Annotated in this window: 21 protein-coding genes; 11 read left to right on the top strand and 10 right to left on the bottom strand. The window is 74.2% G+C overall.

Annotation, left to right across the window (positions count from 1 at the left end; all coding sequences use genetic code 11):
* Position 1: 1 nt before the first annotated feature.
* Both OG294_RS28705 and OG294_RS28700 read left to right on the top strand, forming a co-directional pair.
* On the top strand, positions 2 to 1,024 hold the full coding sequence (locus tag OG294_RS28705; RefSeq protein ID WP_327069439.1) for an N-acetylmuramoyl-L-alanine amidase: 1,023 nt from the start codon (positions 2 to 4) through the stop codon (positions 1,022 to 1,024).
* A gap of 157 nt (positions 1,025 to 1,181) precedes the next feature.
* Positions 1,182 to 2,228 carry a hypothetical protein gene (locus tag OG294_RS28700; protein ID WP_327069438.1) on the top strand — a complete coding sequence of 349 codons (1,047 nt, stop codon included), beginning with the start codon at positions 1,182 to 1,184 and terminating at the stop codon, positions 2,226 to 2,228.
* A 73-nt stretch (positions 2,229 to 2,301) separates the two neighbouring features.
* Here the strand turns inward: OG294_RS28700 and OG294_RS28695 are convergent, their stop codons facing one another.
* The 3 genes from OG294_RS28695 to OG294_RS28685 form a co-directional block, all read right to left on the bottom strand.
* On the bottom strand, positions 2,302 to 3,381 hold the full coding sequence (locus OG294_RS28695; protein WP_442789238.1) for a prenyltransferase: 1,080 nt from the start codon (positions 3,379 to 3,381) through the stop codon (positions 2,302 to 2,304).
* Positions 3,378 to 4,112 (bottom strand): class I SAM-dependent methyltransferase, encoded by a 735-nt coding sequence (locus OG294_RS28690; protein ID WP_327069437.1) that lies wholly within the window; start codon positions 4,110 to 4,112, stop codon positions 3,378 to 3,380. Before OG294_RS28690 ends, OG294_RS28695 begins: the two co-directional genes overlap by 4 nt.
* Positions 4,113 to 4,192: 80 nt before the next feature.
* Positions 4,193 to 5,524 (bottom strand): glycosyltransferase family 4 protein, encoded by a 1,332-nt coding sequence (locus OG294_RS28685; RefSeq protein ID WP_327069436.1) that lies wholly within the window; start codon positions 5,522 to 5,524, stop codon positions 4,193 to 4,195.
* 304 nt (positions 5,525 to 5,828) lie between these two features.
* Here OG294_RS28685 and OG294_RS28680 point away from each other — a divergent pair, with 304 nt between their 5' ends.
* The 6 genes from OG294_RS28680 (at position 5,829) to OG294_RS28655 (ending at position 12,877) form a co-directional block, all read left to right on the top strand.
* On the top strand, positions 5,829 to 7,091 hold the full coding sequence (locus tag OG294_RS28680; RefSeq protein ID WP_327069435.1) for a prenyltransferase/squalene oxidase repeat-containing protein: 1,263 nt from the start codon (positions 5,829 to 5,831) through the stop codon (positions 7,089 to 7,091).
* Positions 7,088 to 7,774: an SCO2322 family protein gene (locus tag OG294_RS28675; protein WP_327069434.1), complete on the top strand. Its 687-nt coding sequence runs from the start codon at positions 7,088 to 7,090 to the stop codon at positions 7,772 to 7,774. The genes OG294_RS28680 and OG294_RS28675 overlap by 4 nt, the downstream gene beginning before the upstream one ends.
* Positions 7,775 to 7,779: 5 nt before the next feature.
* Positions 7,780 to 8,916: a CbiQ family ECF transporter T component gene (locus OG294_RS28670; protein WP_327069433.1), complete on the top strand. Its 1,137-nt coding sequence runs from the start codon at positions 7,780 to 7,782 to the stop codon at positions 8,914 to 8,916.
* Entirely contained in the window at positions 8,913 to 10,559 is a 1,647-nt protein-coding gene (locus OG294_RS28665; protein ID WP_327069432.1) for an ABC transporter ATP-binding protein, read from the top strand. The genes OG294_RS28670 and OG294_RS28665 overlap by 4 nt, the downstream gene beginning before the upstream one ends.
* 41 nt (positions 10,560 to 10,600) lie before the next feature.
* Complete coding sequence (locus OG294_RS28660; protein ID WP_327071702.1) at positions 10,601 to 11,404, top strand: ECF transporter S component; 804 nt, start codon at positions 10,601 to 10,603, stop codon at positions 11,402 to 11,404.
* A 249-nt stretch (positions 11,405 to 11,653) separates the two neighbouring features.
* Positions 11,654 to 12,877: a sensor histidine kinase gene (locus tag OG294_RS28655; RefSeq protein WP_327069431.1), complete on the top strand. Its 1,224-nt coding sequence runs from the start codon at positions 11,654 to 11,656 to the stop codon at positions 12,875 to 12,877.
* Positions 12,878 to 12,888: 11 nt separating this feature from the next.
* On the opposite strand, the gene OG294_RS28650 is transcribed toward OG294_RS28655, so the two are convergent.
* Positions 12,889 to 13,212: an antibiotic biosynthesis monooxygenase family protein gene (locus OG294_RS28650; protein WP_327069430.1), complete on the bottom strand. Its 324-nt coding sequence runs from the start codon at positions 13,210 to 13,212 to the stop codon at positions 12,889 to 12,891.
* Between the two features lie 29 nt (positions 13,213 to 13,241).
* A complete protein-coding gene (locus tag OG294_RS28645; protein ID WP_327069429.1) occupies positions 13,242 to 15,305 on the bottom strand; it encodes an MFS transporter in 2,064 nt (687 codons plus the stop codon).
* Positions 15,306 to 15,498: 193 nt separating this feature from the next.
* Here OG294_RS28645 and OG294_RS28640 point away from each other — a divergent pair, with 193 nt between their 5' ends.
* Positions 15,499 to 16,479 carry a peptidoglycan-binding domain-containing protein gene (locus OG294_RS28640; protein ID WP_327069428.1) on the top strand — a complete coding sequence of 327 codons (981 nt, stop codon included), beginning with the start codon at positions 15,499 to 15,501 and terminating at the stop codon, positions 16,477 to 16,479.
* Here OG294_RS28640 and OG294_RS28635 read toward each other — a convergent pair.
* The 4 genes from OG294_RS28635 to OG294_RS28620 form a co-directional block, all read right to left on the bottom strand.
* Positions 16,476 to 17,057: a TMEM165/GDT1 family protein gene (locus OG294_RS28635; protein WP_327069427.1), complete on the bottom strand. Its 582-nt coding sequence runs from the start codon at positions 17,055 to 17,057 to the stop codon at positions 16,476 to 16,478. The two genes, OG294_RS28640 and OG294_RS28635, sit on opposite strands and share 4 nt — an antisense overlap.
* 201 nt (positions 17,058 to 17,258) lie before the next feature.
* The gene (locus tag OG294_RS28630; RefSeq protein WP_327071701.1) at positions 17,259 to 18,041 is read right to left on the bottom strand and encodes an ABC transporter permease; all 783 of its coding nucleotides are present in this window, start codon (positions 18,039 to 18,041) and stop codon (positions 17,259 to 17,261) included.
* A gap of 73 nt (positions 18,042 to 18,114) precedes the next feature.
* Positions 18,115 to 19,674: a dolichyl-phosphate-mannose--protein mannosyltransferase gene (locus OG294_RS28625; RefSeq protein WP_327069426.1), complete on the bottom strand. Its 1,560-nt coding sequence runs from the start codon at positions 19,672 to 19,674 to the stop codon at positions 18,115 to 18,117.
* A gap of 71 nt (positions 19,675 to 19,745) precedes the next feature.
* A complete protein-coding gene (locus OG294_RS28620) occupies positions 19,746 to 21,029 on the bottom strand; it encodes an MFS transporter (protein WP_327069425.1) in 1,284 nt (427 codons plus the stop codon).
* Between the two features lie 154 nt (positions 21,030 to 21,183).
* On the opposite strand from OG294_RS28620, the gene OG294_RS28615 reads away from it, so the two are divergent.
* Both OG294_RS28615 and OG294_RS28610 read left to right on the top strand, forming a co-directional pair.
* The gene (locus OG294_RS28615; RefSeq protein WP_327069424.1) at positions 21,184 to 21,714 is read left to right on the top strand and encodes a MarR family winged helix-turn-helix transcriptional regulator; all 531 of its coding nucleotides are present in this window, start codon (positions 21,184 to 21,186) and stop codon (positions 21,712 to 21,714) included.
* A gap of 107 nt (positions 21,715 to 21,821) precedes the next feature.
* Positions 21,822 to 22,610 carry a VOC family protein gene (locus OG294_RS28610; RefSeq protein ID WP_327069423.1) on the top strand — a complete coding sequence of 263 codons (789 nt, stop codon included), beginning with the start codon at positions 21,822 to 21,824 and terminating at the stop codon, positions 22,608 to 22,610.
* Between the two features lie 111 nt (positions 22,611 to 22,721).
* On the opposite strand, the gene OG294_RS28605 is transcribed toward OG294_RS28610, so the two are convergent.
* Positions 22,722 to 24,581 (bottom strand): glycosyl hydrolase family 18 protein, encoded by a 1,860-nt coding sequence (locus OG294_RS28605; protein ID WP_327069422.1) that lies wholly within the window; start codon positions 24,579 to 24,581, stop codon positions 22,722 to 22,724.
* Positions 24,582 to 24,987: the final 406 nt, after the last annotated feature.

The following is a 24,987-nucleotide window of genomic DNA, read 5'->3' as shown; positions in this document are numbered from 1 at the left end:
AGTGAAGCGCACCACACGCACCAACCGTGCCGACCGTGCCGACCGCACCGCCGTGACCCGCCTGCTGGCCGCGCCGCTCGGCCTGCTCACCCTGCTCGCGCTCGCCGGGTGCGGCACCTCCGCCCGGGCCGGCGCCGACGCGGTCGGCGCGCTGGCAGCGCCCAGCACGGCCGGCACCGGCAGCGCGACCACCCCGTCCGCGAGCCCCAGCCCTGCTCCCGGCAGCAGCCCGATCAGCGGCCCGGCCAGCACCCCCGGCGCCGGTGCGAGCCCGAGCCCGGCCAGCACCCCCGGCGCCGGTGCGAGCCCGAGCCCGGCCGGCCCCTCCGGCAGCCCGGCCGCCGGCAAGCCGCTGGCCGGCCGCACCATCGTGCTGGACCCCGGCCACAACCCCGGCAACGTGGACCACACCACCGAGATCAACCGCCAGGTGGACGTGGGCAACGCCCACAAGGAGTGCGACACCACCGGCACCGAGACCGACGCCGGCTACACCGAGGCCGAGTACACCCTTGACGTGGTGCACCGGCTGCGCGGCCTGCTGCAGGGCCTGGGCGCCACCGTGCTGCTCACCCAGGACGGCGACCGCCCCTTCGGCCCCTGCGTGGACGAGCGCGCGGCGATCGGCAACACCGCGCACGCGGACGCCGCGATCTCCGTGCACGGCGACGGCGGCCCGGCCTCCGGCAGCGGCTTCCACGTGATCATGCCCGCCAAGGTGGTGGCCGGAAAGGCCGACAACAGCGCCATCGTCGACCCCTCGCACCAGCTCGGCCTGGCGATCCGCGACAGCTTCCACGCCGCCACCGGCGAGCCGTACGCGGACTACGTCGCCGACCAGGGCCTGGACACCCGCAGCGACCTCGGCGGCCTCAACCTGTCGACCGTCCCCAAGGTCTTCATCGAGTGCGGCAACATGCGCAACGCCGGCGACGCCGGGAAGATGACGGATCCCCAGTGGCGCCAGCGCGCGGCCCAGGGCCTGGCCGACGGTTTCACCCGGTTCCTGAGGCCCGCGGGCTGACCCCGACCGGGCGACGCCCGCAAGCCCAGTCCCGCGGGTCCGGGCCCGGTTGACTAGAATCACTCCCCGTCACGCCGTCACGCCACACCAGCGAGGGGACCGATCAGTGAATCTGCGCGCTCTCACCAGGGGAGATGCCGCCGTCGCAGGTGCGGCCGTGCTCCTGCTCATTTCGTCGTTCCTCCCGTACATCTCCGTCGACTGCTCGCCGTCGCTGAAGCAGTTCGGCGGCTGCTCGACGGTGTACTCCACCAGCGTCTGGACCAGCGACCTCTTCCCGATCCTGCCCTCGGTCTACCTGCTGGGCATCGCGGCCGCCGCGCTGGTGCTGCTGCAGCGCTTCCAGGGCGAGGCCGCCAAGACCCGGCAGATCCTGGGCCTGCGCCTGGACCAGTGGGGCGTCTCGTTCTCGGTCGTCGCGCTCTGGACGGCGCTGTGGGCGCTGGGCAGCGGCTCGGACCACTCGTGGGGCGCCTACCTCGGCGTCGTCGCCGTGCTCGTGCTGGCCGGTGCCGCCGTGGCCGGGCCGCTGGTGCCCGCGCTGCAGGCCCCGCTGCTGACCGACAAGCCCGCGGTTCCGCAGGGCTACCAGCCGCCGGCGGGCGGCTACCCGGGCGCTGCCCAGGGCTACCAGCAGCCCGGCGGCTACGGCTTCCCGGCGCCGGGCGCGGGCCAGCAGGTGCCCGGCCAGAGCTTCGGCGGCCAGCAGTTCGGCGGCCAGCCGCAGCAGCCGGGCGGCTACGGCTTCCCCGCGCCGGACGCAGGCCAGCCGATGGCGGGCCAGCCCGGCCAGGAGTTCGGCTACGGCCAGCCCGCCGCCGGCCTCGGCGCCCAGCCGGTGCCCGCGGCCGCCGCCCAGGCACAGCCGCAGGACGCCGCCTTCGCCCAGGCCGCAGCCCAGGCCCCCGCCGCCGCGCAGCCCGTTCCGGCCGCCGCCGAGCCCGCCCCGGCCGCCCAGCAGGCCCCGGCCGCGCAGCAGGTCCCGGCCCCGGCGCCCGCGGCCGACTTCGCGCCGTTCTGGTTCGCCGTGCCCGAGCCGCGCCAGCTGGCCCCCAAGGACGGTCCGGCCGGTGCGCCGGTCGGCGAACTGCTGCCCGGCACCTGGTACCTGGCGGTGGACCAGCGCGGCACCGCGCTCGTCGCCCAGCTGCAGGACGGCACCCAGGGCGTGCTGGCCGACGTCTCGGGCATCCAGCGCGGCTGAACCCGCCCCGCACGAACGAAGGGCCGACGGGAGTCTCCCGTCGGCCCTTCGCGTTGCGCTCACACCGCGCGGCTCAGCAGCAGCCCTGGACCGCGAGCCCGTGCGGCAGCCGCTCGGCCCCGAAGACGGCCACCGTCGCCGGGTCGCCGCGCAGCGCCGCGACGGCGAGCAGCAGTGCGCCGGCCGTCCAGGTGGTGCGTTCCTCGGGCCAGATGGCGTCGTCCTCGAAGACGTAGCCGGTCCAGTAGGAGCCGTCCTGGTGGCGCAGGTGCTGGATCCAGCGCAGGATCTCGACCGCGCGCTCGGCATCGCCCACCGACCAGAGCGCGAGCGCGAGTTCGGCGCTCTCACCGCCGGTCACCCAGGGCCGGTCGCTGACGCAGCGCACGCCGAGCCCGGGCACCACGAAGCGGTCCCAGTCGGCCTCGATGCGCCGCAGCGCGGCCGGTCCGCGCAGGGCGCTGCCCAGCACCGGGTAGTACCAGTCCATCGAGTAGCGGCCCTTGTCCAGGAACCGCTCGGGGTGCGCGGCCACCGCGTGCTGGAGCCGGCCGGTGGCCAACTCCCAGTCCGGCTGGGGCTCCTGGCGGTAGTCGGCGATGGCGAGCCCGCAGCGCAGCGCGTGCAGGATGCTGGCCGAGCCGGTGAGCAGCGCCTCGTCGGCGGGGGTGCCGTCCTCGGCCAGCCGCCAGGCGATCGGCCCGCCGGGCAGCTGGGCGCCGACGGTGAAGTCCAGCGCGCGGCGGACCACCGGCCACATCCGGTCCAGGAAGGCGTCGTCACCGCAGGTCAGGTGGTGGTGCCAGACGCCGACCGCCACGTAGGCGCAGAAGTTGGTCTCCACCGCGCGGTTGCTGACGCCGTCCGCGCCGTGCTCGAAGTAGCCCGCGTACCAGGAGCCGTCCGGGTTCTGACAGTCCGCCAGCCAACGGTAGGCGCGCTCGGCCGCGGCGTGCTCGCCGGCCGCGTCCAGCGCCATCGCGGCCTCGGTGTGGTCCCAGGGGTCGAGGTGGCCGCCGGTGAACCACGGGATGGCGCCGTCGGGCCGCTGCTCGGCCAGGATGCTGCGTACCGTGGCAGCCGCCTGCGGCCCGTCCAGCACGCCGGGCAGCAGCAGCGGCCCGGGGGTGGCCACCCCCTCGTGGGCCGTCACGCGCCGGCCCGGTTGGGCTTGCTGGCGTAGGCGACGAAGCTCTTGCCGATCACCGGGTTGAGCGCGGCCTCGGCGGCCTTGGTGAGCTTGCTGATCACCGGGGTGCCGACGATGTCCCAGACCAGCAGCTGGTGGTAGGCCTTGACCGGCAGCGCCTTGTCGTTGTCGACGCCGACCGCGCACTTGATCCACCAGTACGGCGCGTGCAGCGCGTGGGCGTGGTGGGTGCCGTAGGGGGTGAGGCCGGCCTCGCGGATCCGGTCGAGCAGCTCGTCGCCGCGGTAGATCCGGATGTGGCCGCCCTCGACCTCGTGGTACTCGTCGGAGAGCGCCCAGCAGATCTTCTCGGGCAGCCAGCGCGGCACGGTCACCGCGAGCAGCCCGCCGGGCTTGAGCACCCGGAACATCTCGTTGAGCACGCCCTTGTCGTCGGGGATGTGCTCCATCACCTCGGAAATGATGATCTTGTCGAAGGACTCGTCCTCGAACGGCAGCGCCAGTGCGTTGCCCTCCATCGCCACCGCGCTCGCCCCGGCGGGGGCCTCGCCGGCCGCGTCCATCGCGTCGAACCAGCGCTTGACCTCGGCGATCTCCTCGGCGTTCTGGTCCAGTGCGACCACGTTGGCGCCGCGGCGGTAGCACTCGAACGCGTGCCGGCCGCCGCCGCAGCCCAGGTCGAGCACCCGATCACCGGGGGCGAGTGGGAAGCGGGAGAAATCGACGGTCAGCACGGTGTGGAGCTCCCATTCGGTACACGGAGGGTCGGGTAACGCACGTTCAGGCCACGCTCTTCACCGCGGGCCGAGGACCGTCAGGCGACGTAGCGCCAGCCCGCGCCCGAGCGGGCCCGCTGCCCGACGCCGGTGGCGATGGCCGCGCGGTAGCGATCGGCGGTGAGTTCGGCGGCGCGCTCCCAGGTGAAGTGGGCCAGCACCCGCTCCCGGCCTGCCGCGCCGAGCCGGGCGCGCAGGGCGGGATCGTCCAGCAGCCGGCCCAGCGCGCCCGCCAGCGCGCCCGCGTCGCCCGGCGGCACGGCCAGGCAGCTCTCCTCGTCCGGGCCCGCCACCTCGGGGATCGCCCCGCCGGTGGTGGCCACCAGCGGCGTGCCGGTGGCCATCGCCTCGGCGGCCGGCAGCGAGAAGCCCTCGTAGAGCGAGGGCACGCAGGCCACCTCGGCCGAGCGGTAGAGGTCGACCATCTCCTCGTCGCTCAGGCCGGTGCGGAACTCGATGTGCTCCTCCAGGCCGAACCGGCGCACCGCGTCGGCCACCGGGCCCTCGCCCTGCTTCTTGCAGACCACCACCAGGTGCGCGTCCCGCTCGGTGCGGACCTTGGCGAGCGCCTCCACCAGGTGGACCAGGCCCTTGAGCGGCACGTCCGCGCTGGAGGTGGTGACGATCCGGCCCGGCACCACCGCGACCTCGTCCGAGGGCGACCAGCGCCCGGTGTCCGCGCCGATCGGCACCACCGAGACGGCCCGGGGGGCGGCGCCCAGCTGCTCGACGATCCCGGCCTTGGAGCTGCCGGAGACGGTGATGATGTGGTCGAGGCGGGCGGCGACCCGGCGCTGCATCCGGGTGAAGGCGTACCAGCGGCGCAGCGAGAGCCGGCGCAGCCGGGTGGCGGCCGCCGTCAGCTCCAGGCGGCGGTCCTCGGTGACCGGGTGGTGGATCGTGGTGACCAGCGGGAAGCCGTGCCGGGCCAGGCCCAGCAGGCCGTAGCCGAGGGTCTGGTTGTCGTGCACCACGTCGTAGCGGCCGCGGTGGGCGGCCAGGTACTGGCGGGCCCGCAGCGAGAAGGTGAGCGGCTCGGGGAACCCGCCGGTCCACATCGTGGCGACCTCCAGCAGGTCCACCGGGCCGCGCAGTTCGGCCGCCGCGGGGGTGCGGAACGGGTCGTCGGCGCGGTAGAGGTCCAGGCTGGGCAGTTCGACCAGGCGCACCGAGCCGGGCCCCTCGACCTCGTCGAGCACCGGGAAGGGCTGGGCGCCGATCACGTCGACGTGGTGACCGAGCCGGGCGAGCTCCCGGGACAGGTGGCGGACGTAGACGCCCTGGCCACCGCAGAACGGGTCACCGCGGTAGGAGAGCAGCGCGATCCGCAGCGGCCGCTGGTCGGCCGTGGAGGGTGGCTGCCCCGTCATGGATCGGCCCCTTGAACATGTGAACAGTGCGAGACCTCGAAGATACCGGCCCGTAGCTTCGGCATCCCGGGCGGGGAAGGTGATTCACGCCACGCTCCCCCGCGCTCCGCCCGCACGGCGGTTCCACGGCCGCGACCCGGCGGCTCCTTTGCATACGGACGGTCCGGTGGCGGCCGGAAGTGCCCAGCAGCGGTCCGCTTGGAAAAGCCCGTTAGAGTTGCCGGTGGCCGCAACCGGCGCTGACCCGAGCCGTCGGCGGGGACCGCGGACCACCCGCCGTCCAGCGAAAGGCCCCCGCCACACCATGCCCACGCCCGCCCGTACCGGCGCCGCCCTGCTCACCGCCGCCCTGCTGACCGGTCTGGTCGCCGGGCCCGCGCTGGCCGACACCAGCTCCTCGCCCAGCCCCGCCACCCCGGCCTCGCCCTCGCCGGTGGCCCCGCCCGCCGCGCTGTACGGCAAGGGCGACCCGACCTACGACGGTGTCTGGCGCCAGGCGATGGCACTGATGGCGCTGAACAGCGCGAAGGTGACGCCCGGCGCCGCGGCCGTGGACTGGCTGACCGGCCAGCAGTGCGCCGACGGCGGCTGGCCCTCGTTCCGCGCCGACGCCAAGGCCGCGTGCACCGCCGCCACCGAGGACAGCAACGCCACCGCGCTGGCCATGCAGGCGCTGGTCGCGCTCGGCGGCCACCAGGCCGCGGTGGACAAGGGCGTGCAGTGGCTGAAGACCAATCAGAACAGCGACGGCAGCTGGTCCTACAACCCCGGCAGCCCGGGTGACGCCGACTCCACCGGCCTCGCCGTCAGCGCGCTGCGCGCCGCCGGCGCCGACCCGACCCAGGTGGCCAAGGACGGCAGGACCGGCCTGACGGCGCTCGGCGCCCTGCAGTTGGGCTGCGCCGCACCCGCCGAGCAGCGCGGCGCCCTCGCCTACCAGGCCGCCGCCGCGGGGCAGCCGGCGAGCGCCAACGCGCTGGCCACCGCCCAGGCCACCCTCGCCATCGCGGGCGGCTCGCTGCCGGTGGCCGCCGGCAGCCCGACCGGCCCGGCCCCCAAGGCGCCCGAGTGCGCGACGGGCACGGACGCCGCCGCCGGAGGCGCCGCCTCCGCGGAGAGCGCCGCGGCCTACCTCGCCACGACGCTGGCCGCGGGCGGCCAGCACCTGACGCTCAGCACGCCGGGTGCCGCCGCGCCGAGCCCCGACTACAGCGGCACCACCTGGGCGGTGCTGAGCCTGGTCCGGTCCGGCCACCCGCAGCAGGCCGCCGGAGCGGTGGACTGGCTGGCCGCCAACGGCGGCAGCTGGACCAAGGGCCCGGCGGGCCCGGACGCCGGTGCCACCGCGGCGCTGATCCTGGCCGCCCAGGCCGCCGGCCGCGACCCGCACAGCTTCGGCGGCACCGACCTGGTCAAGCAGCTCACCGACAGCGGGCCCGCGGTGCAGACCGCCGCCAAGGAGAGCAAGAAGAAGAGCGGCTTCTCGCCCTGGCTGCTGGGCTGTGGCGTGCTGATCGGTATCGGCGGCGGCCTGGCGATCAGCCTGAGCCGCAAGCGCGGCCAGTGATCCCGGCCCGGCCGAGCGGCGCGGGGCAGCGCGCCGCCCTGCTGGCCCTGGCGCTGGTGGCCGCCCTCGCCACGCTGACCGTGCTGGCCGGGCGGGCCGAGGCGGCCGGCTACCGGTACTGGTCGTTCTGGCGCGGCGCCGACGGCGGCTGGAGCTACCAGCAGCAGGGCCCGGCCACCTATGTCCCCGCCGACGGCTCGGTCGACGGCTGGCGCTTCGCGCTGAGCCCCGACGGCGGCCAGGACGCCGCCCGCCCCACCGGCGGGGCGGCGGACTTCGCCGTGCTCTGCGCCGACACCCCGGCCAAGCCGGGCCTCAAGCGGGTCGGCGTGGTGCTGGACTTCGGCACCCGGACCGACGCGCCGTCAGGCTCGGTGCCGCCCGCGGCCCGCACCGGCTGCGCCCAGGTGCGGCAGCAGGCCAGCTCGGCCGAGGTGCTCGCCGCGCTCGCCCCGCCGCTGCGCTACGACACCAACGGCATGCTCTGCGCCATCGCCGGCTACCCGGCGGCCGGCTGCGGCGAGGCCGTCTCCGGCAGCAGCGGCACCAGCGGCAGCACCACCAGCGGCGCGACCAAGGCCCCGAGCAGCGGCCCGAACCTCGGCCTGGCCGCCGGCGGCGCGCTGGTCGTGCTGCTCGGCGCGGGTGCCGTCTGGCAGGTCCGGCGCCGGCGCCGGACCTGATCCCGATGGCCCTGACCGCCCTGCGCCGCGCCCCGCGCCCGCTGCACCCCGCCGCCTGGTGGCTGTGGGCGCTCGGCCTGGCCACGGCCGCCTCCCGGACCACCAACCCGCTGCTGCTGCTCCTGATCGTCGCCGTCGCCGGCTACGTGGTCGCGGTGCGCCGCACCGAGGCGCCGTGGGCCCGCTCCTACGGCACCTTCCTGCGGCTGGGGTTGGCGGTGCTGGTGCTGCGACTGGGCTTCACCGTGCTGCTCGGCTCGCCGGTCCCCGGCACCCACGTGCTGCTGACGCTGCCGCAACTGCCGCTGCCCGGCTGGGCGCAGGGCGTGCGGGTCGGCGGCCGGGTGACCCTGGAGGGGCTGCTCGCCACGCTCTACGACGGGCTGCGGCTGGCCACCCTGCTGATCTGCGTCGGCGCCGCGAACGCGCTCGCCTCGCCCGCCCGGCTGCTGCGGCTGCTGCCCGGCGCGCTCTACGAGGTGGGCGTGGCCGTGGTGGTGGCGATGTCCTTCGCGCCGAACCTGGTCGCCGACGTCCAGCGGCTGCGGGCCGCCCGCCGGCTGCGCGGCCGTCCGGACCGCGGTCTGCGCTCCGTGCTCAGCGTCGGTCTGCCGGTGCTGGAGAGCGCGCTGGAGCGCTCGGTGGCGCTGGCCGCCGCGATGGACAGCCGCGGCTTCGGCCGCACCGCGCCGGTGCCGCGCGCGGTGGCCCGGGCCACCGCCGCGCTCACCCTGCTGGGCCTGCTCGGTCTCTGCGCGGCGGCCTACGGGCTGCTCGCCGACGGCGGCGCCGGCTGGGCGCTGCCGGTGCTGCCGGCCGGGGTGGCCGCGAGCGCGGGCGGCCTGGCGCTGGGCGGGCGGCGCACCGTGCGGACCCGCTACCGCCCCGACCGGTGGGGGCTGCCGGAGTGGCTGGTCGCCGGCTCCGGGGTGCTGGTCGCGGCGGTCATGATCTGGCTGGTCACCCGCACCCCGGCGCCCTTCGCGCCCACGGTGGTGCCGCCCACGGTGCCCGAACTCCCGCTGGTCGCGGCCCTCGCCGTGCTGCTCGGCCTGCTCCCCGCCGTCGCCGCCCCCGCCCCGCGCCCGCTGACCCTGCGCCGCCCCGCCGGCGCCGACTTCCGGAAGGCCGACCGCCCGTGATCACCTTCGACCAGGTCTCGGTGCACTACCCGGACGCCGCCGCGCCCGCCCTGACCGGTCTCGACCTGACCGTGCCCGAGGGTGAACTCTGCCTGCTGGTCGGCCCGTCGGGGGCCGGCAAGTCCACCCTGCTCGGCACCGTCAACGGACTGGTCCCGCACTTCACCGGCGGCGTGCTGCACGGTCGGGTGACCGTGGCGGGCCGCGACACCCGCGACCACCGGCCGCGTGAACTCGCCGACCTGGTCGGCACCGTGGGCCAGGACCCGGGCGCGCACTTCGTCACCGACACGGTCGAGGACGAACTTGCCTACGGCATGGAGTCGCTGGGCCTGGCCCCGGCGGTGATGCGGCGCCGGGTGGAGGAGACGCTCGACCTGCTGGGCCTGGCCGAGCTGCGCGACCGCCCGCTCGCCACCCTCTCCGGCGGCCAGCGCCAGCGGGTGGCGATCGGCTCGGTGCTGACGGTGCACCCCAAGGTGCTGGTGCTGGACGAGCCGACCTCCGCGCTCGACCCCGGGGCCGCCGAGGAGGTGCTGGCGGTGGTGCAGCGGCTGGTGCACGACCTCGGGACCACGGTGCTGATGGCCGAGCACCGCCTGGAGCGGGTGGTCCAGTACGCCGACCAGGTGCTGCTGCTGCCGGGCGACGGGGGCCCGGCGGTGCTCGGCGAGCCGGCCGAGGTCCTCGCCCACTCCCCCGTCCACCCGCCGGTGGTGGGCCTGGGCCGGCTGGCCGGCTGGTCGCCGCTGCCGCTCTCGGTGCGCGACGCCCGTCGCCGGGCCGCCCCGCTGCGCGCCCGGCTGGCCGGCGCCGACCCGGCAGCCGGGCGTCCCCGCGGTGACGCGGCCGGTGCCCCGGTCGCCGAGACCGCCCGGCTGACCGTGCAGCGCGGCCCGGTGCCCGCCCTGCGCGAGGTCTCGCTGACCCTGCGCCGCACCGAGATCACCGCGCTCATGGGCCGCAACGGCGCGGGCAAGTCCACCCTGCTCGGCGCGCTCGCCGGCCTGCACGCCCCGACCGGCGGCAGCGTGCGGATCGGCCCGCTCACCCCGCACCGGGCCCGCCCCAAGGAGCTGGTCCGCCAGGTCGGCCTGGTTCCGCAGGACCCGCGCGACCTGCTCTGCACCGCGACCGTGGCCGCCGAGTGCGCCGCCGCCGACCAGGACGCCGACGCAGCGCCCGGCAGTTGCCGCGCGCTGCTGGAGCGCCTGCTGCCGGGCCTGGCCGACGACACCCACCCGCGCGACCTCTCCGAGGGCCAGCGGCTGACCCTGGCGCTGGCCGTGGTGCTGACCGCCCGCCCCGCGCTGCTGCTGCTCGACGAGCCCACCCGCGGCCTGGACTACGCGGCCAAGGCCCGCCTGGTGACGATCCTCGGCGCGCTCGCCGCCGAGGGCCACGCGATCCTGCTGGCCACCCATGACGTGGAGCTGGCGGCCGAACTCGCCCACCGCACCCTGGTGCTGGCCGAGGGCGAGCTGGTCGCCGACGGCCCGGCGGCCGAGGTGGTGCTGGCCTCCCCGGTCTACGCGCCGCAGGTCGCCAAGGTGCTGGCCCCCGAGCCGTGGCTGACGGTCCGCCAGGTGGCCGCCGCCCTGCGCGAGGCGCCCGGGGCGCCGGAGCGGGCGGCCGACCGGTGAACCTGGCCCGCCCCGTCCCGCTCGGTCCGCGCTCGATCGCGATGCTCGCGCTCACCTCCCTGGTGGGTCTGGCCGCCTTCGGCTGGCCGCTGCTGGCCGCGCCGTCCTCCACCCTGGTGGGCCACGCCGCGGATGCGCCCTGGCTGTTCGCGCTCCTGCTGCCGCTGCTGCTGGCCGTGCTGGTCGCCCAGCTCTCCGAGCACGGGCTGGACCCCAAGACCGTGGCCCTGCTCGGCGTCCTCGCCGCCGTCGGCGCCGCGCTGCGTCCGCTGGGCGCGGGCACGGCGGGCCTGGAGCCGATGTTCTTCCTGATGGTGCTGGCCGGGCGGGTGCTCGGCCCGGGCAGCGGCTTCGTGCTGGGCTCGGTCACCATGCTGGCCTCCGCCCTGCTCACCGGCGGGGTCGGCCCCTGGCTGCCGTTCCAGATGCTCAGCATGGGCTGGGTCTGCCTGGGCGCGGGGCTGCTCCCCGGCCCGGCCACCCTGCGCGGGCGCGGCGAGCTGGTGCTGCTGGCCGGCTACGGCGCCGTGGCGGCCGTGCTCTACGGCACCGTGATGAACCTGCAGGGCTGGCCCTACATCGGCGGCCTGGGCAGCTCGATCGCCTTCGTCCCCGGCGCCCCGCTGACCACCAACCTCCCCAAGTTCGCGGTCTACTGCCTGACCACCTCGATGGGCTGGGACCTGCCGCGCGCCGCACTGACCGCCACCCTGTGCCTGACCGTCGGCACCCCGGTGCTGCGCGCCCTGCGCCGCGCCACCCGGCGGGCCGCCTTCGACGCCCCGGTGCGCTTCGAGCCGCCCGCTCCGTCCCCGGTGGCAGCCCGGGATACCGCGCAGGGATGACGAAGATCCGGCCCGGCCGCCCTAAGCCGTGTCTCACAATTCCCGCCAGGCGCGCGACGCCGGGCATCCAGCCTGGACGCACCGGCGAATCATCCAAGTACGACCCAGTACGAGGAGGCTTCGCCGGCACGCCCAGCCGGGCGCCACCCAGCCGCCAGGCTGGGTGGTGGGGGTACCTCCCGGCCGAAGGCTGGGGGAGCCGCGCGCTGATCCGACGCGAATTTGTGAGACACGGCCTAGGCTGCCGCAATGCACAGCGGCATGGCACGGGGGTGGGAGCTGCTCCGCCGGCACCCCGGGACGGTGGACACCGCCCTCGCGTTCGTCATGGGCGGCCTCACCCTGGCGTTCGCCCTGCAGACCCGGCACCAGCTGCACGTCCAGGACCACTACCCGCTGTTCGGCACCTCGGCGATCCTGCTGACCCTGGCGGTCAACCTCCCGCTGGCGCTGCGCCGCCGCCGGCCGTGGACGACCCTGCTGGTCTCCGGCGCGGCCCTGGCCGTCTACACGGCCGCCGGGAACGAGTCCTCGGAGAACCTCTGGGCCCCGCTGTTCGCCTTCTACACGGTGATCAGCCGCCCCGAGCGCCGGGCCACCAAGGCGGCGGTCGCGCTGACCGCCGGGCTGTGGTGCTGGAACGCGCTGGAGGTCGGGGTCTCGGTGCTGTTCGCCGTCGGCCAGACGGCGGTGGGCGTCGGCATCGTCTGGTACTTCGCCGAGGGGATGCGCAACCTGGGCCTGCGCAACGCCCAACTCGCCCGGCTGACCGCCCAGCTGAACGCGGAGCAGGCCGCCCGCGCGCAGCACGCGGTCACCGAGGAGCGGGTGCGGATCGCCCGCGAGCTGCACGACGTGCTGGCGCACCACCTCTCGGTGGTCGCCCTGCAGGCCGGGCTGGCCCGCTACGTCTTCACCGCCGATCCCCCCACCGCCAGCGGCGCCCTGGACACCATCGCCGAGACGGCCCGGCTGGCCCTGGACGAGATGCGCGGCCTGCTCGCGCTGCTGCGCGTCGCCCCCGACGGCGGATCCCCCGGCGACGAACCCGGTGCCTACCTGCCCGCTCCCGGGCTGGCCCAGCTGCCCGAGCTGGTGGAACGGCTGCGCGTCGCGGGCCTGGGGATCGAACTGACCGTCACCGGCCGGCGGCGCGAGCTGCCCCCGGGCCTGGACCTGGCCGCCTTCCGGGTGCTCCAGGAGTCGCTCACCAACACCCTCAAGCACGCGGGCCCCACCGCCCGCGCCGAGATCGAGCTGCACTTCGACACCCACACGCTGACCGCCCGGGCCGCCGACGACGGCGGCACCGGCGGCCCGGGCGCGGTACCGGTCGCCACGGTGTCCGGCGGCCACGGCCTGATCGGCATGCGCGAACGGGTCCAGCTCTACGGCGGCCGGCTGACCGCCGGGCCCCGGCCGGCGGGCGGCTACGAGGTGCTCTTCACGCTCCCCCTCGCACCGCCCGCCTGACCGGCCCGCCCTCAGGCCTGCTTGGGGCCCGCCGACTGCACGACCTCGAAGGACCACAGCGTGGACCCGGAGGCCGCCGGGCGCTGCGCCCCCTCACTGCCGGCCGGCCGGTGCGCGGCCTGCATCGGCCCGGTCATCCACGCCTGGAACGCCTCCTCGGTGGCCCAGCGGGTGTAGACGAGGTACTGGTCGGTCCCCTCCATCGGCCGCAGCAGCTCGAACCACTCGAAGCCGTCCTGCCCCTCGACGGCCCCGGCCCGCGAGGCGAACCGCTGCTCCAGCACCTCCCGCTGCTCGGCGGGAACGGTCAGCACATTGATCTTCACGACAGACATGTCCCCATCGTCGCACCCCCGCGGCCCGCTCAGAACGACCGCCCCTCGCTGTGCGGGACGTGCTCGCCCGTCGTGCGGTCGGCGCGGTCCGGGCGGTCGCGCTGGTCGCCGCAGAGTGAGTTGCTCAGCCGGGTGAGCAGATCGGCCAGGTCGGCGAACTGCTTCTCGTCCCAGTCGCCGAGCAGTTCGGAGAGCTGGGTGCGGCGGGCCGCCACCAGTTTGAGCGCGGCCTGCTCGCCCGCCTCGGTCAGCCGCAGCGGCAGCCCGTTGCGCAGGGCCAGGCCCCGGCCCTCGACCTCGCGGGCCGCCGCCTCCACCACGCCGGGCGGCAGGATCCGCCGCTCGGCCAGTTCGGCCGGCTCCACCGAGCCCTGATGGTGCATCTGGAGCACCAGCCAGCTGGCGGCCGGCTGCAGGTCCAGGCCCGCCCGCTCGGTGATCCGCCGGTACAGGTCGCGGCGGGCCTCACGGGTGTTCAGCACGGTCAGCGCGCGGGCGATCTCGTCCACCGAGGAGCGCTCCACCGGGTTCATCCCGATCGACTCGCCGAGGTCGGGCGCGGTGACCGAGGCGCGCAGCGGCTCCTCCCGGATGAAGAGCGAGAAGAGGAAGGCGACGAACGCCACCGGCGCGGCGTAGAGGAAGACCTCGGCGATGGAGCTGGCGTAGGCGTGCAGCACGCTGTGCGCGACGGCTGCCGGCAGGGACTTGATCACGTGCGGGTCGGCGGTGATCGAGCTCAGCGCGAAGCCGGGCGGCAGGTGCACCCCGCGCAGCGCATCGGTGAGCTTGTGGGTCAGCTGGGTGGTGAAGATGGTGCCGAAGATCGAGACGCCGAAGGAGGCGCCGATCGAACGGAAGAAGGTCGCGGCGGCGGTGGCCGCGCCCAGGTCCTGGTAGCCGACGGAGTTCTGCACGATCAGCACCAGCACCTGGAGCACCAGGCCGAGACCCAGGCCGAAGACCAGGAAGTACAGGCTCATCACGGTGGTCGAGGAGGATTCGGTGAGCCGCGAGAGCAGGATCAGACCCACCGTCACCACCGCCGTGCCGGCGATCGGGAAGATCCGGTAGTGCCCGGTCCGGGCGACGTACTGCCCCGAGCCGATCGAGGTGACCAGCATGCCGAGCACCATCGGCAGCATGTGCACGCCCGACATGGTGGGCGAGACGCCCTGCACCACCTGCAGGAAGGTCGGCAGGTAGGTGAGCGCGCCGAACATCGCGAAGCCGACCACGAAGGAGATCACCGCGACCAGGCTGAAGGTGCGCGAGGCGAAGAGCCGGGGCGGCAGCACGGCCTCCGTCGCGGCGCGCTCCACCTGGACGAAGGCGGCCAGCAGCACCAGCCCGAGCACGCCCAGGCCGATGATCTGCCAGGAGCCCCACGGGTAGCTCACCCCGCCGAGCGAGGTCATCAGCACCAGGCAGGTGGCGACCGCCGCGATCAGCACGATGCCCAGGTAGTCGATCCGGTGCTGCCGCTTGACCTCCACGCTGTGCAGCACCGCCGCGATCACCGCCAGCGCGACCACGCCGATCGGCAGGTTGATGTAGAAGACCCAGCGCCAGGAGAGCTGGTCGACGAAGAAGCCGCCGAGCAGCGGGCCGAGCACGCTGGTGGCTCCGAAGACCGCGCCGAACAGGCCCTGGTACTTGCCCCGGTCGCGCGGCGGCACCAGGTCGCCGACGATCGCCTGGGTCAGCACGATCAGACCGCCGCCGCCCAGGCCCTGCAGGGCGCGGAAGGCGATCAGCTCGCCCATGTTCTGGGCCACGCCGCAGAGCGCCGAGCCGATCAGGAAGATCACGATGGAGGCCTGGAAGAACCGCTTCCGGCCGTACATGTCGCCGAGCTTGCCCCAGAGCGGGGTGGCGGCGGTGGAGGCCAGCAGATAAGCGGTGACCACCCAGGAGAGGTGCTCCAGGCCGCCCAGGTCGCTGACGATGGTGGGCAGCGCGGTGGAGACGATGGTCTGGTCGAGGGCGGCGAGCAGCAGAGCCAGCAGCAGCGCACTGATCGGGACCCAGAGGTTGTGGACGGGCGCGTCCTGGGAGATCAGCGGTTCGGGCTCGGTCTCCGGTGCCGCCATGGCGGTCCTCCTCGGTCCTAATTGCCGCTTATATGATGATCCGTCCGACTTCTCGCCCTCATGGTGTCAGATTTGCCCTGTTCTGCGGCGAACGATTGCGCCATTCGTAAGCCGGGCGCCCCTGTTGGGCACGATGCGGGTCCTGCATAATCGGGCGCAATCCACGCAGTCGACGCTCCAGGAGGACCGGGCCATGCCGGGATTCGCCCCTTACGGCCCCGGCCCGGAGCCCGACGGCCCGTATCCGGGCCTCCCCCAGCACCCCGACGTCACCGAGACCGCGGTGCTGCCGCTCCTGGAGGGCCCGCCGCTGGTGCGCCCGTACGTCCCGCCGGTCGCGGTGACCGACGAGGTCGCACCGCCGCACGTCACCGCCGTCCTGCCGCCCGTGCCGGACGCCGCCCCGGCGCCGCCCAGCGCCCCGGCGCGCGAGCTCGGGCTCTTCCCGCTGGCCGGCGACCTCGCACCGGCCGGCGGCGGTCGGGCGGCGAACCGCCGGGCCCGGGGCCGCGGCAGTAGACGCGGCGGCGTGATCGCCGCCGCGGGCGCCGGGGTGGTCGCGCTCGGCGTGGGCCTGGCCTTCGCCCTCTCGCCCGGTCCGCAGAGCAACCACGAGGCGCTGCCGGTGCTGCCCACCGGCGCACCCGACCCGGCCCCGTCGCCCAGCCAGACCCCGCAGTCCGCCCCGACCACGGCCGCCGCCAGCACCGCCCCCACCAGCAGCGCGCCCGCAACGTCGGCCCGGCCGACTTCCGCCGCGCCGCGGCCCGTGACGAGGACGGTCGCCCCCGCGACCACCCAGGCCCCCGCGCCCCCGCCCGCCGCCCCGGCCACCACCGCGGCCCCGGCGCCCGCGCCCTCCAGCGCACCCCCGAGCACCCAGGCCCCGGTCACCACCGCACCGCCGACCAGCGCGGCACCGAGCAGTCCCTCCCCGAGCGCCTCGTTCCAGACGCTGCACCAGGGCGACTCGGGCCCCGCGGTCACCACGCTCCAGCAGCAGCTGCGCGCGGCGGGGTGCGGCAATCGCTTCACCCCGGGCACGTACGACAACCGGACGGTGCAGGCGGTGCAGTACTTCCAGGACCAGAACAACGTCGGCGACTACAGCGACTACGGCGTCTACGACCAGCAGACCCGCGACGCGCTGGCCGCCGGGGACACCTGCTACTAACCCGTCACCGCTCCCACGATGCTCACGCCGGCCAGGATCAGCATCGCCGCCGCGGCCACCCGGATGATCACCTTCATCGGCACGTGCTTGAGCAGCTTCTGACCGCCCAGGATGGCCAGGCCGCCCACCGCGCACAGGGCCAGCCAGGCGCCCAGGCCCACCGAGAGCGGGTCGGCGTACTTCGCGGCCAGGTTGGCGGTCATGATCTGGGTCAGGTCGCCGAACTCGGCCACCGCCACCACCAGGAAGCTGGCCCCGGCCACCTTCCAGAAGCCGGTGGAGGACGGCTCCTTCGCCTCGTGCCCCTCGTCCTCGTCCTTGTGCAGCAGCAGCATCACGGCGCCGGCCAGGAAGAGCAGCCCGCTGACCCCCTCCACCCAGCGGTGCGGCAGCAGCGCCAGCAGGCTGCCGGCCGCGAGCGCCAGGCCGACCTGGACCGCCATCGCCGCCGCGACACCCGCGAAGACGTAGGCCGCCCTGTAGCGGGTGCCGAGCATCAGCGCGGCCAGCGCCGTCTTGTCCGGCAGCTCGGCCAGGAAGATGATGCCGAAGGTCACGGCGAATACGGTCAGTTCCATCGGGGGTGATGTCCCTACGGTCGGGCTGCCCGACCGCACGGCCCCAATAAAAAAAGAGACCTCGGCCCGGCAGCACTGGTCATGATCACAGCACTGCGGCCGAAGGTCTCGCCAACACCCCTGACGAGGTGTCCCGGGCGCCGGGCCGCTCCGCGAAGAGCCGGCCAGTATGTCGACGGTCCGGTGGAGGGCTACTCCCCTTCAACGCCTCCACTGTACCGGACGCCGCAGCCGCCACCGGCTGGCCCGCGGCCCGGGACGACCGGCCCCGCGCACCTGCACCGGGCGCCGGACCAGTCCGCGGCCCACCAGCTCCAGCACCACCACGATCGCCACCGCCTCCACCGCGAGCAGCGCGACCAGCACGAAGAGCTGCACCGCGCCCGCGGCCACCGGCGAGGAGCCGCCCAGCAGCATGCCGACGAAGGCGCCGGGCAGCGTGACCAGGCCCACCGTGCGGGTCTGGTCCAGCGCCGGCACCAGCGAGGTGGCGGCCGCTGTGCGGCAGATCTCCAGCCGGGCCTCGCGGTCGGGCAGGCCCAGGGCGAGGGCCGCCTCCAGCTCGCCGTGCCGCTGGTTCAGCTCGTCCAGCGCCCGGCGCCCGGCCAGCGAGGTGGCGCTCAGCGCGCCGCCGATCAGGATCCCGGCCACCGGCACGACGGACAGTCCCTGCAACGGCAGCAGACGGCCGGCCAGCAGCAGGACCAGCACCGGCAGCACCCCGGCGCCGATCGGTGCCGCCGCCCAGGCCCAGCTCCAGCCGGGCTCGTCGGTGATCCGCCGCCCGGCGGTGCGCACCGCCACGGAGAACATCAGCAGCACGAAGACCGCGGTCCACCAGAGCGAGTGCACCACGAAGGTGATCACCAGCGAGACCGCCGCGAGCTGCACCACCGCCCGCACTCCGGCCCGCAGCACCGCGTGGCCGTGCCCGAGCATCCCGCGCCCGGCCACCGCGACGGCCGCCACCAGCAGCACCACCATGGCCACCCCGAGCAGCGGGGTGACCGGCAGCAACTGCCCCGAGCCGCTGGACGCCGCCAGCGTCGGCGTCACCTCAGATCCAGCTGGTGAACCACATGTGGTCCTGCCACACGCTCATCGGAATCACCTGCGCAGTGTAGAGCGGCAGGAAGTAGAGAAAACACCCCATGACGGCCAGCACGATGCCGCCCGCCGCGACCGAGCCCACCGCCCGCCGGGCCGGGGTGACTCCCGCGGGGCCCACCATGGCGCCCAGCATCTGGGCCACCGCCAGACAGAGGAACGGGACCAGCACCACCATGTAGAAGGAGAAGATGGTGCGCTGCTGGAACTCGAACCACGGCAAGTAGGTGGCGGCCACCCCGCAGAGCACCGCGCCCGAGCGCCAGTCCCGCCGGAAGAACCAGCGGTAGAGCAGGTAGGCGAGCGCGAAGCAGGCCGTCCACCACAGCAGCGGGGTGCCGAGCGCCAGGATCTGCGTGGTGCAGCCGCCCGAGGAGGTGCAGCCCTGCTGGCCGGTCGGCACCGGCTGCCAGTACATGCTCACCGGACGGCCCTGGACCAGCCAGCTCCACGGGTTGGACTGGTAGGTGTGCGGGGTGGTCAGCGTGGTGTTGAAGCGCCACATCTCGGACTGGTAGTGCCACCAGCTGCGCAGCGCCGCGGGCAGCAGGCCCGAGCGGCCGTCCGCCCAGTGCCGGTCGTAGCCGCCGGAGGTGGCGAACCAGCCGGACCAGGAGGCCAGGTAGGTCAGCGCACCGACGACCACCATCGAGCCGAAGGCGGGCGCCGCGTCCCGGCGCAGCATGCTGCGCAGCGGGGAGCGGGCACCGGCGGCCCGGCGGCCCGCCTGGTCCCAGAGCACGGTGAGCAGGCCGAACGCGGCCAGGATCTGGGCGCCGTTCCACTTCACCGAGCAGGCCGCACCCAGCAGCAGTCCGGCGGCCAGTCGCCACGGCCGCAGGCCCAGGCCGACCCGGTCGGCGTCCACGCCGGGCTCGGCCAGCCTGGCGCGCACCCGGTCGCGGTCGATCAGCAGGCAGCCGAAGGCCGCCAGCACGAAGAACATCAGCACGCCGTCGAGCAGCCCGGTGCGGCTCATCACGAACTGCAGGCCGTCCACCGACATCAGCAGCGCGGCCGTGCAGCCGATCAGGGTGGAGCCGAAGAGCCGGCGGCCGATCCTGGCCAGCATCAGCACCGACAGGGTGCCGAGCAGCGCGACCATCACCCGCCAGCCGAAGGGGTTCAGCCCGAAGGCGGCCTCGCCCAGCGCCATCACCCACTTGCCGAGCGGCGGGTGGGCGATGAAGGCGGGGGCCGAGGTGAGCGGGATCACCTGGGGGTGGGCGAGGATCTGGTCGTTGGCGTTGGCCGGCCAGACGCCCTCGTAGCCCTGCTGGAGCAGCGACCAGGCGTCCTTGGGGTAGTACGTCTCGTCGAAGACGAAGGCGTTCGGCGAGCCGAGGTTCCAGAACCGCAGCACCCCGGCGAAGAGCGCCACCGCGAGCGGCCCCAGCCAGCCGGCGTACCGGCCCAGCCAGGGCGCGCGGCGGCGCAGCTCCAGCAGCACGGACGGGCGGGCCGGCGGCGCCTGCGCCGCCGGCCGCTCGGTGACTGCCGTATCTGCCATGACCCCACCGTGCCCGACTAGCCGATCAGTGCCGCCGGCCCTGGCCGACGGCGCTCTCCCCCGTCACCCTCTCATGCCGCCGTCTGCAGCTCGCGGATCGGCACGATCACCGGGGCCGGCGCCTCGGCGTTGTCCTGCACCGGGGTCAGGTGCCGGCGCAGCCGCAGCGCCAGGACGATGATCAGCAGCGTGCAGCAGGTCATCGCCGCCAGGTAGAGCGGCCAGGTGCCGGAGCCGACCAGCAGCACGCCCACCGCCGGGCCCACCGCGATGGCGGTCTGCTTGACCAGCGCGAAGGCCGAGTTGTAGGTGCCCAGCAGCCGGGCCGGGGCCAGGTCGGCGACGATCGGGCCCAGGGTCGGGGCCAGCATCGACTCGCCGACGCCGAACAGCACGTAGATCGAGACGATGGCGACGGTGGCCGCCGCGGCCTCGCCGCGGACCAGCCCGGCCAGCAGCGCGGCGCCCCAGGCGCCGAGCCAGACCACGCCGGTGGCGGCCATCGCGGTGGTGCGCCGGCGCCGGGCGGTGATCCGCACCATGAACATCTGCAGCACCACGATGGTCAGCGCGTTGGCGCCGATCGCCATGCCGAGGGTGGACGGGGCGGTCTTGACCGTGTCGGTGGCGAAGGCCGCCACGCCCGACTCGAACTGGCCGTAGCAGGTGAAGAAGATCAGCCCGGCCAGCAGGCACAGCCGCAGCATCGCCTTGTCGGCGGTCAGCGCGCGCAGCCCGCTGCGCTGCTCGGTGCCCTCGGTGACCAGCACCGGCGCGGGGCCCGGGATCCGGGCCGTGCCGGTGACCAGCGCCAGGCCCAGGAAGGTCAGCGCCTCGATGGTGAACAGCCGGGTCAGGCTCGCCGGGTCGGCCACATTGACGATCTGCCCGCCGACCAGCGCGCCGATGCCCATGCCCAGGTTGACCAGGGTGAACTGCAGCGCGAAGGCGTGCGAGCGGGTCTTCGCGGTGGAGCAGCGCACGATCATGGTGGCCAGCGCCGGCTGGCAGGTGGTGACACCGCCGCCGAACAGGAAGGCCGCGATCAGCAGCCCGGTGGTCCCGCTCGCCTGCCCGAAGGAGAAGGCGCCGGTGGCCGCCAGCGCGCAGCCGGCCAGCAGCACCGGACGCGGACCGTAGCGGTCGATGCCGCGCCCGGCGAACGGCAGCACGACGAGCGCGGCCAGCGCGAAGAGGGTGAAGACGAGGCCCGCGGTGAGCGAACCGAGCCCGCGCACCTGGTCCACGTACACGAACATGTACGGCATGGTGAAGCCGCTGCCGAAGGCGCTGAGCGCGTTGCCGAGCTGGACGCGACGCAGGGGGCCGCCCGCGCCGTACTTCTGCTGCTTCATGGAGACACCCCTTTGTCGGTCGGGAGCCGGCGGATCACTGGACTGCTTCGGATCGACGCTTCGACTCGCAAGATTTCAGAGCTAAAGTCTATGGATGGAAACACTGTCGTGTCAAAGTCTTAATGGGGGCAGTCGAGCGTGGGAGACTGAGGCCATGAGCGCACCGAAACCCGCGCCGGACGCCGGCAACGAGCTGGACATCTCCGAGCAAGTGGCCATCTACCAGCGGGAGTTCCCCACCGTCGACCCCCAGGTGGAGACCATCGTCTCCTCGCTGTCGCGGGTCGCCCGGCGGATGGGGGTGGCCTACAGCCGGCAGTTGACTGTGCTCGGAATCACCAGCGCCGAGTGGGAGGTGCTCAAGGCGCTGGTGATCGCCGGCAGCCCGTACCGGCTCGGCCCCGGCGAGCTGGCCAAGCGGCTGGGCCTGACGCCGGCCGCGATGACCCACCGGATCGACCGGATGGTGGCCGAGGACCTGGTCACCCGGGAGCGCGACGAGTCCAACCGGGTGCGGGTGATCATCGAGCTGACCGAGAACGGCCGGGACAAGTGGCTGGAGTCGATGCGGATGGCCGCCGTCTTCGAGGAGGAGCTGCTCCAGGACGTCGGCGCCGACGAGCGCGGGGTGCTCTCCGGGCTGCTCGGACGGATGCTGACCCGGCTCGAGGACGGCGGCGCCTGAGCGGGGGCGCGGCGCGTTGAGTGGCGGGAGCACCGCGGCGGCGGCAGGGTGAGTCCGGGGGGCAGGAACGTCTGTCCGGACCACTCTCCGCCCTGGAGGCGACACTCATGCCCGTGGTCAGTACTCCCTACCCACCCGGCACCCCGTGCTGGGTCGACCTGATGGCCCCCGATCTCCAGGCGGCCATCGACTTCTACCGCGACCTGTTCGGCTGGCAGGGCGAGCGCGGCCCCGACGAGTTCGGCGGCTACGCGGTGCTCACCCTGAACGGCAAGCCGGTGGCCGGCATCGGCCCGGCGGTCTCCATGGACGGCAACCCGCCGCCGCCCACCGTCTGGACCACCTACCTGGCCACCGCCGACGCGGACGCCACCGCGAGCAGGGTCACCGCGAACGGCGGCAAGCTGCTCTTCCCGGTGATGGACGTGGGCACGGTCGGGCGGATGTTCCCCGCCGTCGACCCGACCGGCGCGGTCTTCGGCGTCTGGCAGGCGGTGGACTTCGGCGGCGCGGAGATCGTCAACGAGCCCGGCGCGGTGATCTGGAACGAGCTGAACACCCCCGACGTCAAGGGCGCCGCCGCCTTCTACAAGGCGGCGCTCGACATCGAGTTCGCCCCGATGCCGGAGATGCCCGAGTACAACGGGCTGCTGGTGGAGGGCAAGACGGTCGGCGGCGCGCAGGGCCTGGGCAGCTTCCCGCCCGGCACGCCCCCGCACTGGGCCACCTACTTCGCGGTGGACGACGCCGACAGCGTGGTGGACGCCGCGGTGCGGGCCGGCGCCACGCTGCTGGCGCCCGCCACGGACACCCCGGTGGGCCGCATCGCCGGGCTCAAGGACCCGCAGGGCGGGGCGTTCAACGTGATCAAGCCGCAGCCGTTCGAGGCGGGCTGACCGGCCGGCCCCGGCAGGCCGGCGCAGTGGGCCGCGGCCCGGACCGAGGTGGTGCTCGGTCCGGGCCGCGGTGCTGTGCGGGAGCGGCGCGGTGCCGCTCGGCGGGGTGGGTCAGCAGGGGCCGTTGTCGGTCCAGACGCCCCAGGCGCCGCTCTGGCTCGGGTCGTCGCCGGTGGTCCACCACTTGTTGGTGTAGCTGTGGCCCTTCCAGGAGACCTTGGTGCCGGCCGTGGCGTAGACCGCCGAGGCGGACCAGCTGGGGGCGGCGCAGACGCCGGTGGTGGGCGAGGAGGTGACAGGCGGCGTGGTCGGGCCGGTGGGGCCGGTCGTCGGACCCGTCGTCGGGCCGGTGGTCGGACCCGTGGTGGGGCCGGTGGTCGGACCCGTCGTCGGGCCGGTGGTGGGGCCAGTGGTCGGACCGGTCGTCGGGCCGGTGGTCGGCGGCGCCGGGCAGCTGGCGGCCGAGCCGTTGGTGGCGTCGACCATCTTGTCGAAGAGCCCGGTCTGGGTGCCCAGGTCGTAGAGCGAGAAGGCGAAGGAGCCGCCGAGGCCGTTGCAGTGCAGGTAGTCCGCCTTGGCCTGGATCGACTGGGCGTCCTCACCGGACCAGAAGTTGGTGCCGTCGTAGAAGTACGCGGCCTGCGCCACCGGGTCCCAGAACGTGTCGGCCGGGTTGTCGACGACGCCGTTCAGCTCCTTGTACATCCGGATGCCGTTGACGTTGCCGGACATCGCCGCGCCGGGCGCGGGGCCGGTCGCGGTCTGGAAGAGGCCGTGCGAACTGCCGGCCGGCACGCCCGTCCAGCCGCGGTAGTAGAACGGCACCCCGATATTGATCTTGTTCGCGGGGAAGCCGCCCGGGATGCCGTACTGCGGATCACCCGCGGTCCAGGCCTTGATGGCCTCGTCGATCGAGTACTTGCTGGTCCCGGGGGCGATCGGGCCGGATGGATCTGCCGGGTCCGAGTACAGCGCCGCCTGGTGGTTGGTCGGCCCGGTGGCCTCCCAGCCGCCGTGCATGTCGTAGCTCATCACGTCCATGAACGTCAGGTACTGGCCGATCTTGTCGGTCTCGACGTTCTGGATCTTGTCCTGGCCCGCACCGACCGCCGCGCTCAGCGCGTAGGTCTTCCCGTCGGCCTTGCCCTGCGCGTCCAGCTCGGAGCGGAGCTCGGCCAGCAGCGCGGTGTAGTTCTGCTTGTCGGCCGGGGCGGCGTGGTTGCCGGTGTGGCCGCCGCCGCCCGGGTACTCCCAGTCGATGTCGAAGCCGTCGAAGATGCCGGCCGCCGAGCCCGGACCGCCGAAGCCGGCGTCGGTGGGCAGGTTGCCCTTGACGAACATGTCGATGCAGGAGGAGGCGAAGGCCTTGCGCGAGGCGTCGGTGGCCGCCACGTCGGAGAAGTACTTCGAGTAGGTCCAACCGCCGATCGACAGCAGGATCTTGAGGTTGGGGTTCTTCGCCTTCAGCTCCTTGAGCTGGTTGAAGTTGCCCGTGATCGGCTGGTTCCAGGTGTCCGCGACGCCGCTGACGCTGCTGGAGGCGTCGAAGGACTTCTCGTAGTCCGCGAAGGCGTCCGCCGCGCCGTCACCGGCGCTGGGGTTGTTGTCGTCCTGGGAGGCGGCCTTGGTGGCCTCGAAGCACTTCCCGCTGGTCGGGTCGATGTTCTCGAAGTCGTAGATCAGGTAGTCCAGTTTGCCGGCCTCGCCGGTGTCCTGGATGGTCTTGGCGGTGTAGGCGTTCGCGTAGACCGACCACTGGTCGAAGTAGGCCACCTTGAGGCCGCCGCTGGTGGCGGGCGCACCGGTGGTGTTGGTGGCAGCGGCCAGCGCGGTGCCGCCGGAGGTCAGCGAGAGCGAGGCGCCGAGCAGCAGCGAGGCGCAGGCGCCGAGGGCGAGGGCCGCGAGCCCCTTGGAACGGCGGCGCCCGGCGGGGGCGCCATCGGCTCCCCTGGGGAGCGTGCGAGTGAACATGGGTGCGTGACTCCTGGCTGTGGGGGACCGTCACGCCCGCGGGGACCGGCGGGGTGGGTGGGACCACTCAGCCATGGGCATGACATGGGGGAATCGTGCGGACGCCGAGCGCCCCAGGGCCACCGCCAGAGGCCGGAACCTCTGACGGTGACTCAGGGGCTCCCTGCACCTGTCGATTAAAATGGACTAGACCAACATCGGCGTCAAGAGCCGGTATCGACACTTGAGTTGCCGTTAAGGTTCGCCCCACCGGGCCTTGAGGTCTGACCTGGCCCTAAACCTCTGTGTCCGAAGCAAGGTCCGTCTCAGGATGTAGTCGGGCTGCATCTGGCGTCGCAACCGTGCCCCGTTCGACTCCTCCTCACGCGGCTCGTGGCGTCCGGGGCCGCCACCTAGCGTGGACAGC

The sequence above is a fragment of the Kitasatospora sp. NBC_01302 genome, from assembly GCF_035976515.1.
Lineage (GTDB): Bacteria > Actinomycetota > Actinomycetes > Streptomycetales > Streptomycetaceae > Kitasatospora.
The sequence above is the reverse complement of the archived record's forward strand: the minus strand, read 5'-3'. Positions and strand labels throughout refer to the sequence as shown.

Excerpts from the sequence above, each read along its gene's own strand:
- OG294_RS28605 (WP_327069422.1), bottom strand. The coding sequence starts at position 24,581 with ATGTTCACTCGCACGCTCCCCAGGGGAGCCGATGGCGCCCCCGCCGGG.
- OG294_RS28645 (WP_327069429.1), bottom strand. The coding sequence starts at position 15,305 with ATGGCGGCACCGGAGACCGAGCCCGAACCGCTGATCTCCCAGGACGCG.
- OG294_RS28635 (WP_327069427.1), bottom strand. The coding sequence starts at position 17,057 with ATGGAACTGACCGTATTCGCCGTGACCTTCGGCATCATCTTCCTGGCC.
- OG294_RS28615 (WP_327069424.1), top strand. The coding sequence starts at position 21,184 with ATGAGCGCACCGAAACCCGCGCCGGACGCCGGCAACGAGCTGGACATC.
- OG294_RS28685 (WP_327069436.1), bottom strand. The coding sequence starts at position 5,524 with ATGACGGGGCAGCCACCCTCCACGGCCGACCAGCGGCCGCTGCGGATC.
- OG294_RS28655 (WP_327069431.1), top strand. The coding sequence starts at position 11,654 with ATGCACAGCGGCATGGCACGGGGGTGGGAGCTGCTCCGCCGGCACCCC.
- OG294_RS28620 (WP_327069425.1), bottom strand. The coding sequence starts at position 21,029 with ATGAAGCAGCAGAAGTACGGCGCGGGCGGCCCCCTGCGTCGCGTCCAG.
- OG294_RS28650 (WP_327069430.1), bottom strand. The coding sequence starts at position 13,212 with ATGTCTGTCGTGAAGATCAATGTGCTGACCGTTCCCGCCGAGCAGCGG.
- OG294_RS28625 (WP_327069426.1), bottom strand. The coding sequence starts at position 19,674 with ATGGCAGATACGGCAGTCACCGAGCGGCCGGCGGCGCAGGCGCCGCCG.
- OG294_RS28680 (WP_327069435.1), top strand. The coding sequence starts at position 5,829 with ATGCCCACGCCCGCCCGTACCGGCGCCGCCCTGCTCACCGCCGCCCTG.
- OG294_RS28610 (WP_327069423.1), top strand. The coding sequence starts at position 21,822 with ATGCCCGTGGTCAGTACTCCCTACCCACCCGGCACCCCGTGCTGGGTC.
- OG294_RS28630 (WP_327071701.1), bottom strand. The coding sequence starts at position 18,041 with ATGGTGGTGCTGCTGGTGGCGGCCGTCGCGGTGGCCGGGCGCGGGATG.
- OG294_RS28670 (WP_327069433.1), top strand. The coding sequence starts at position 7,780 with ATGGCCCTGACCGCCCTGCGCCGCGCCCCGCGCCCGCTGCACCCCGCC.
- OG294_RS28660 (WP_327071702.1), top strand. The coding sequence starts at position 10,601 with ATGCTCGCGCTCACCTCCCTGGTGGGTCTGGCCGCCTTCGGCTGGCCG.
- OG294_RS28640 (WP_327069428.1), top strand. The coding sequence starts at position 15,499 with ATGCCGGGATTCGCCCCTTACGGCCCCGGCCCGGAGCCCGACGGCCCG.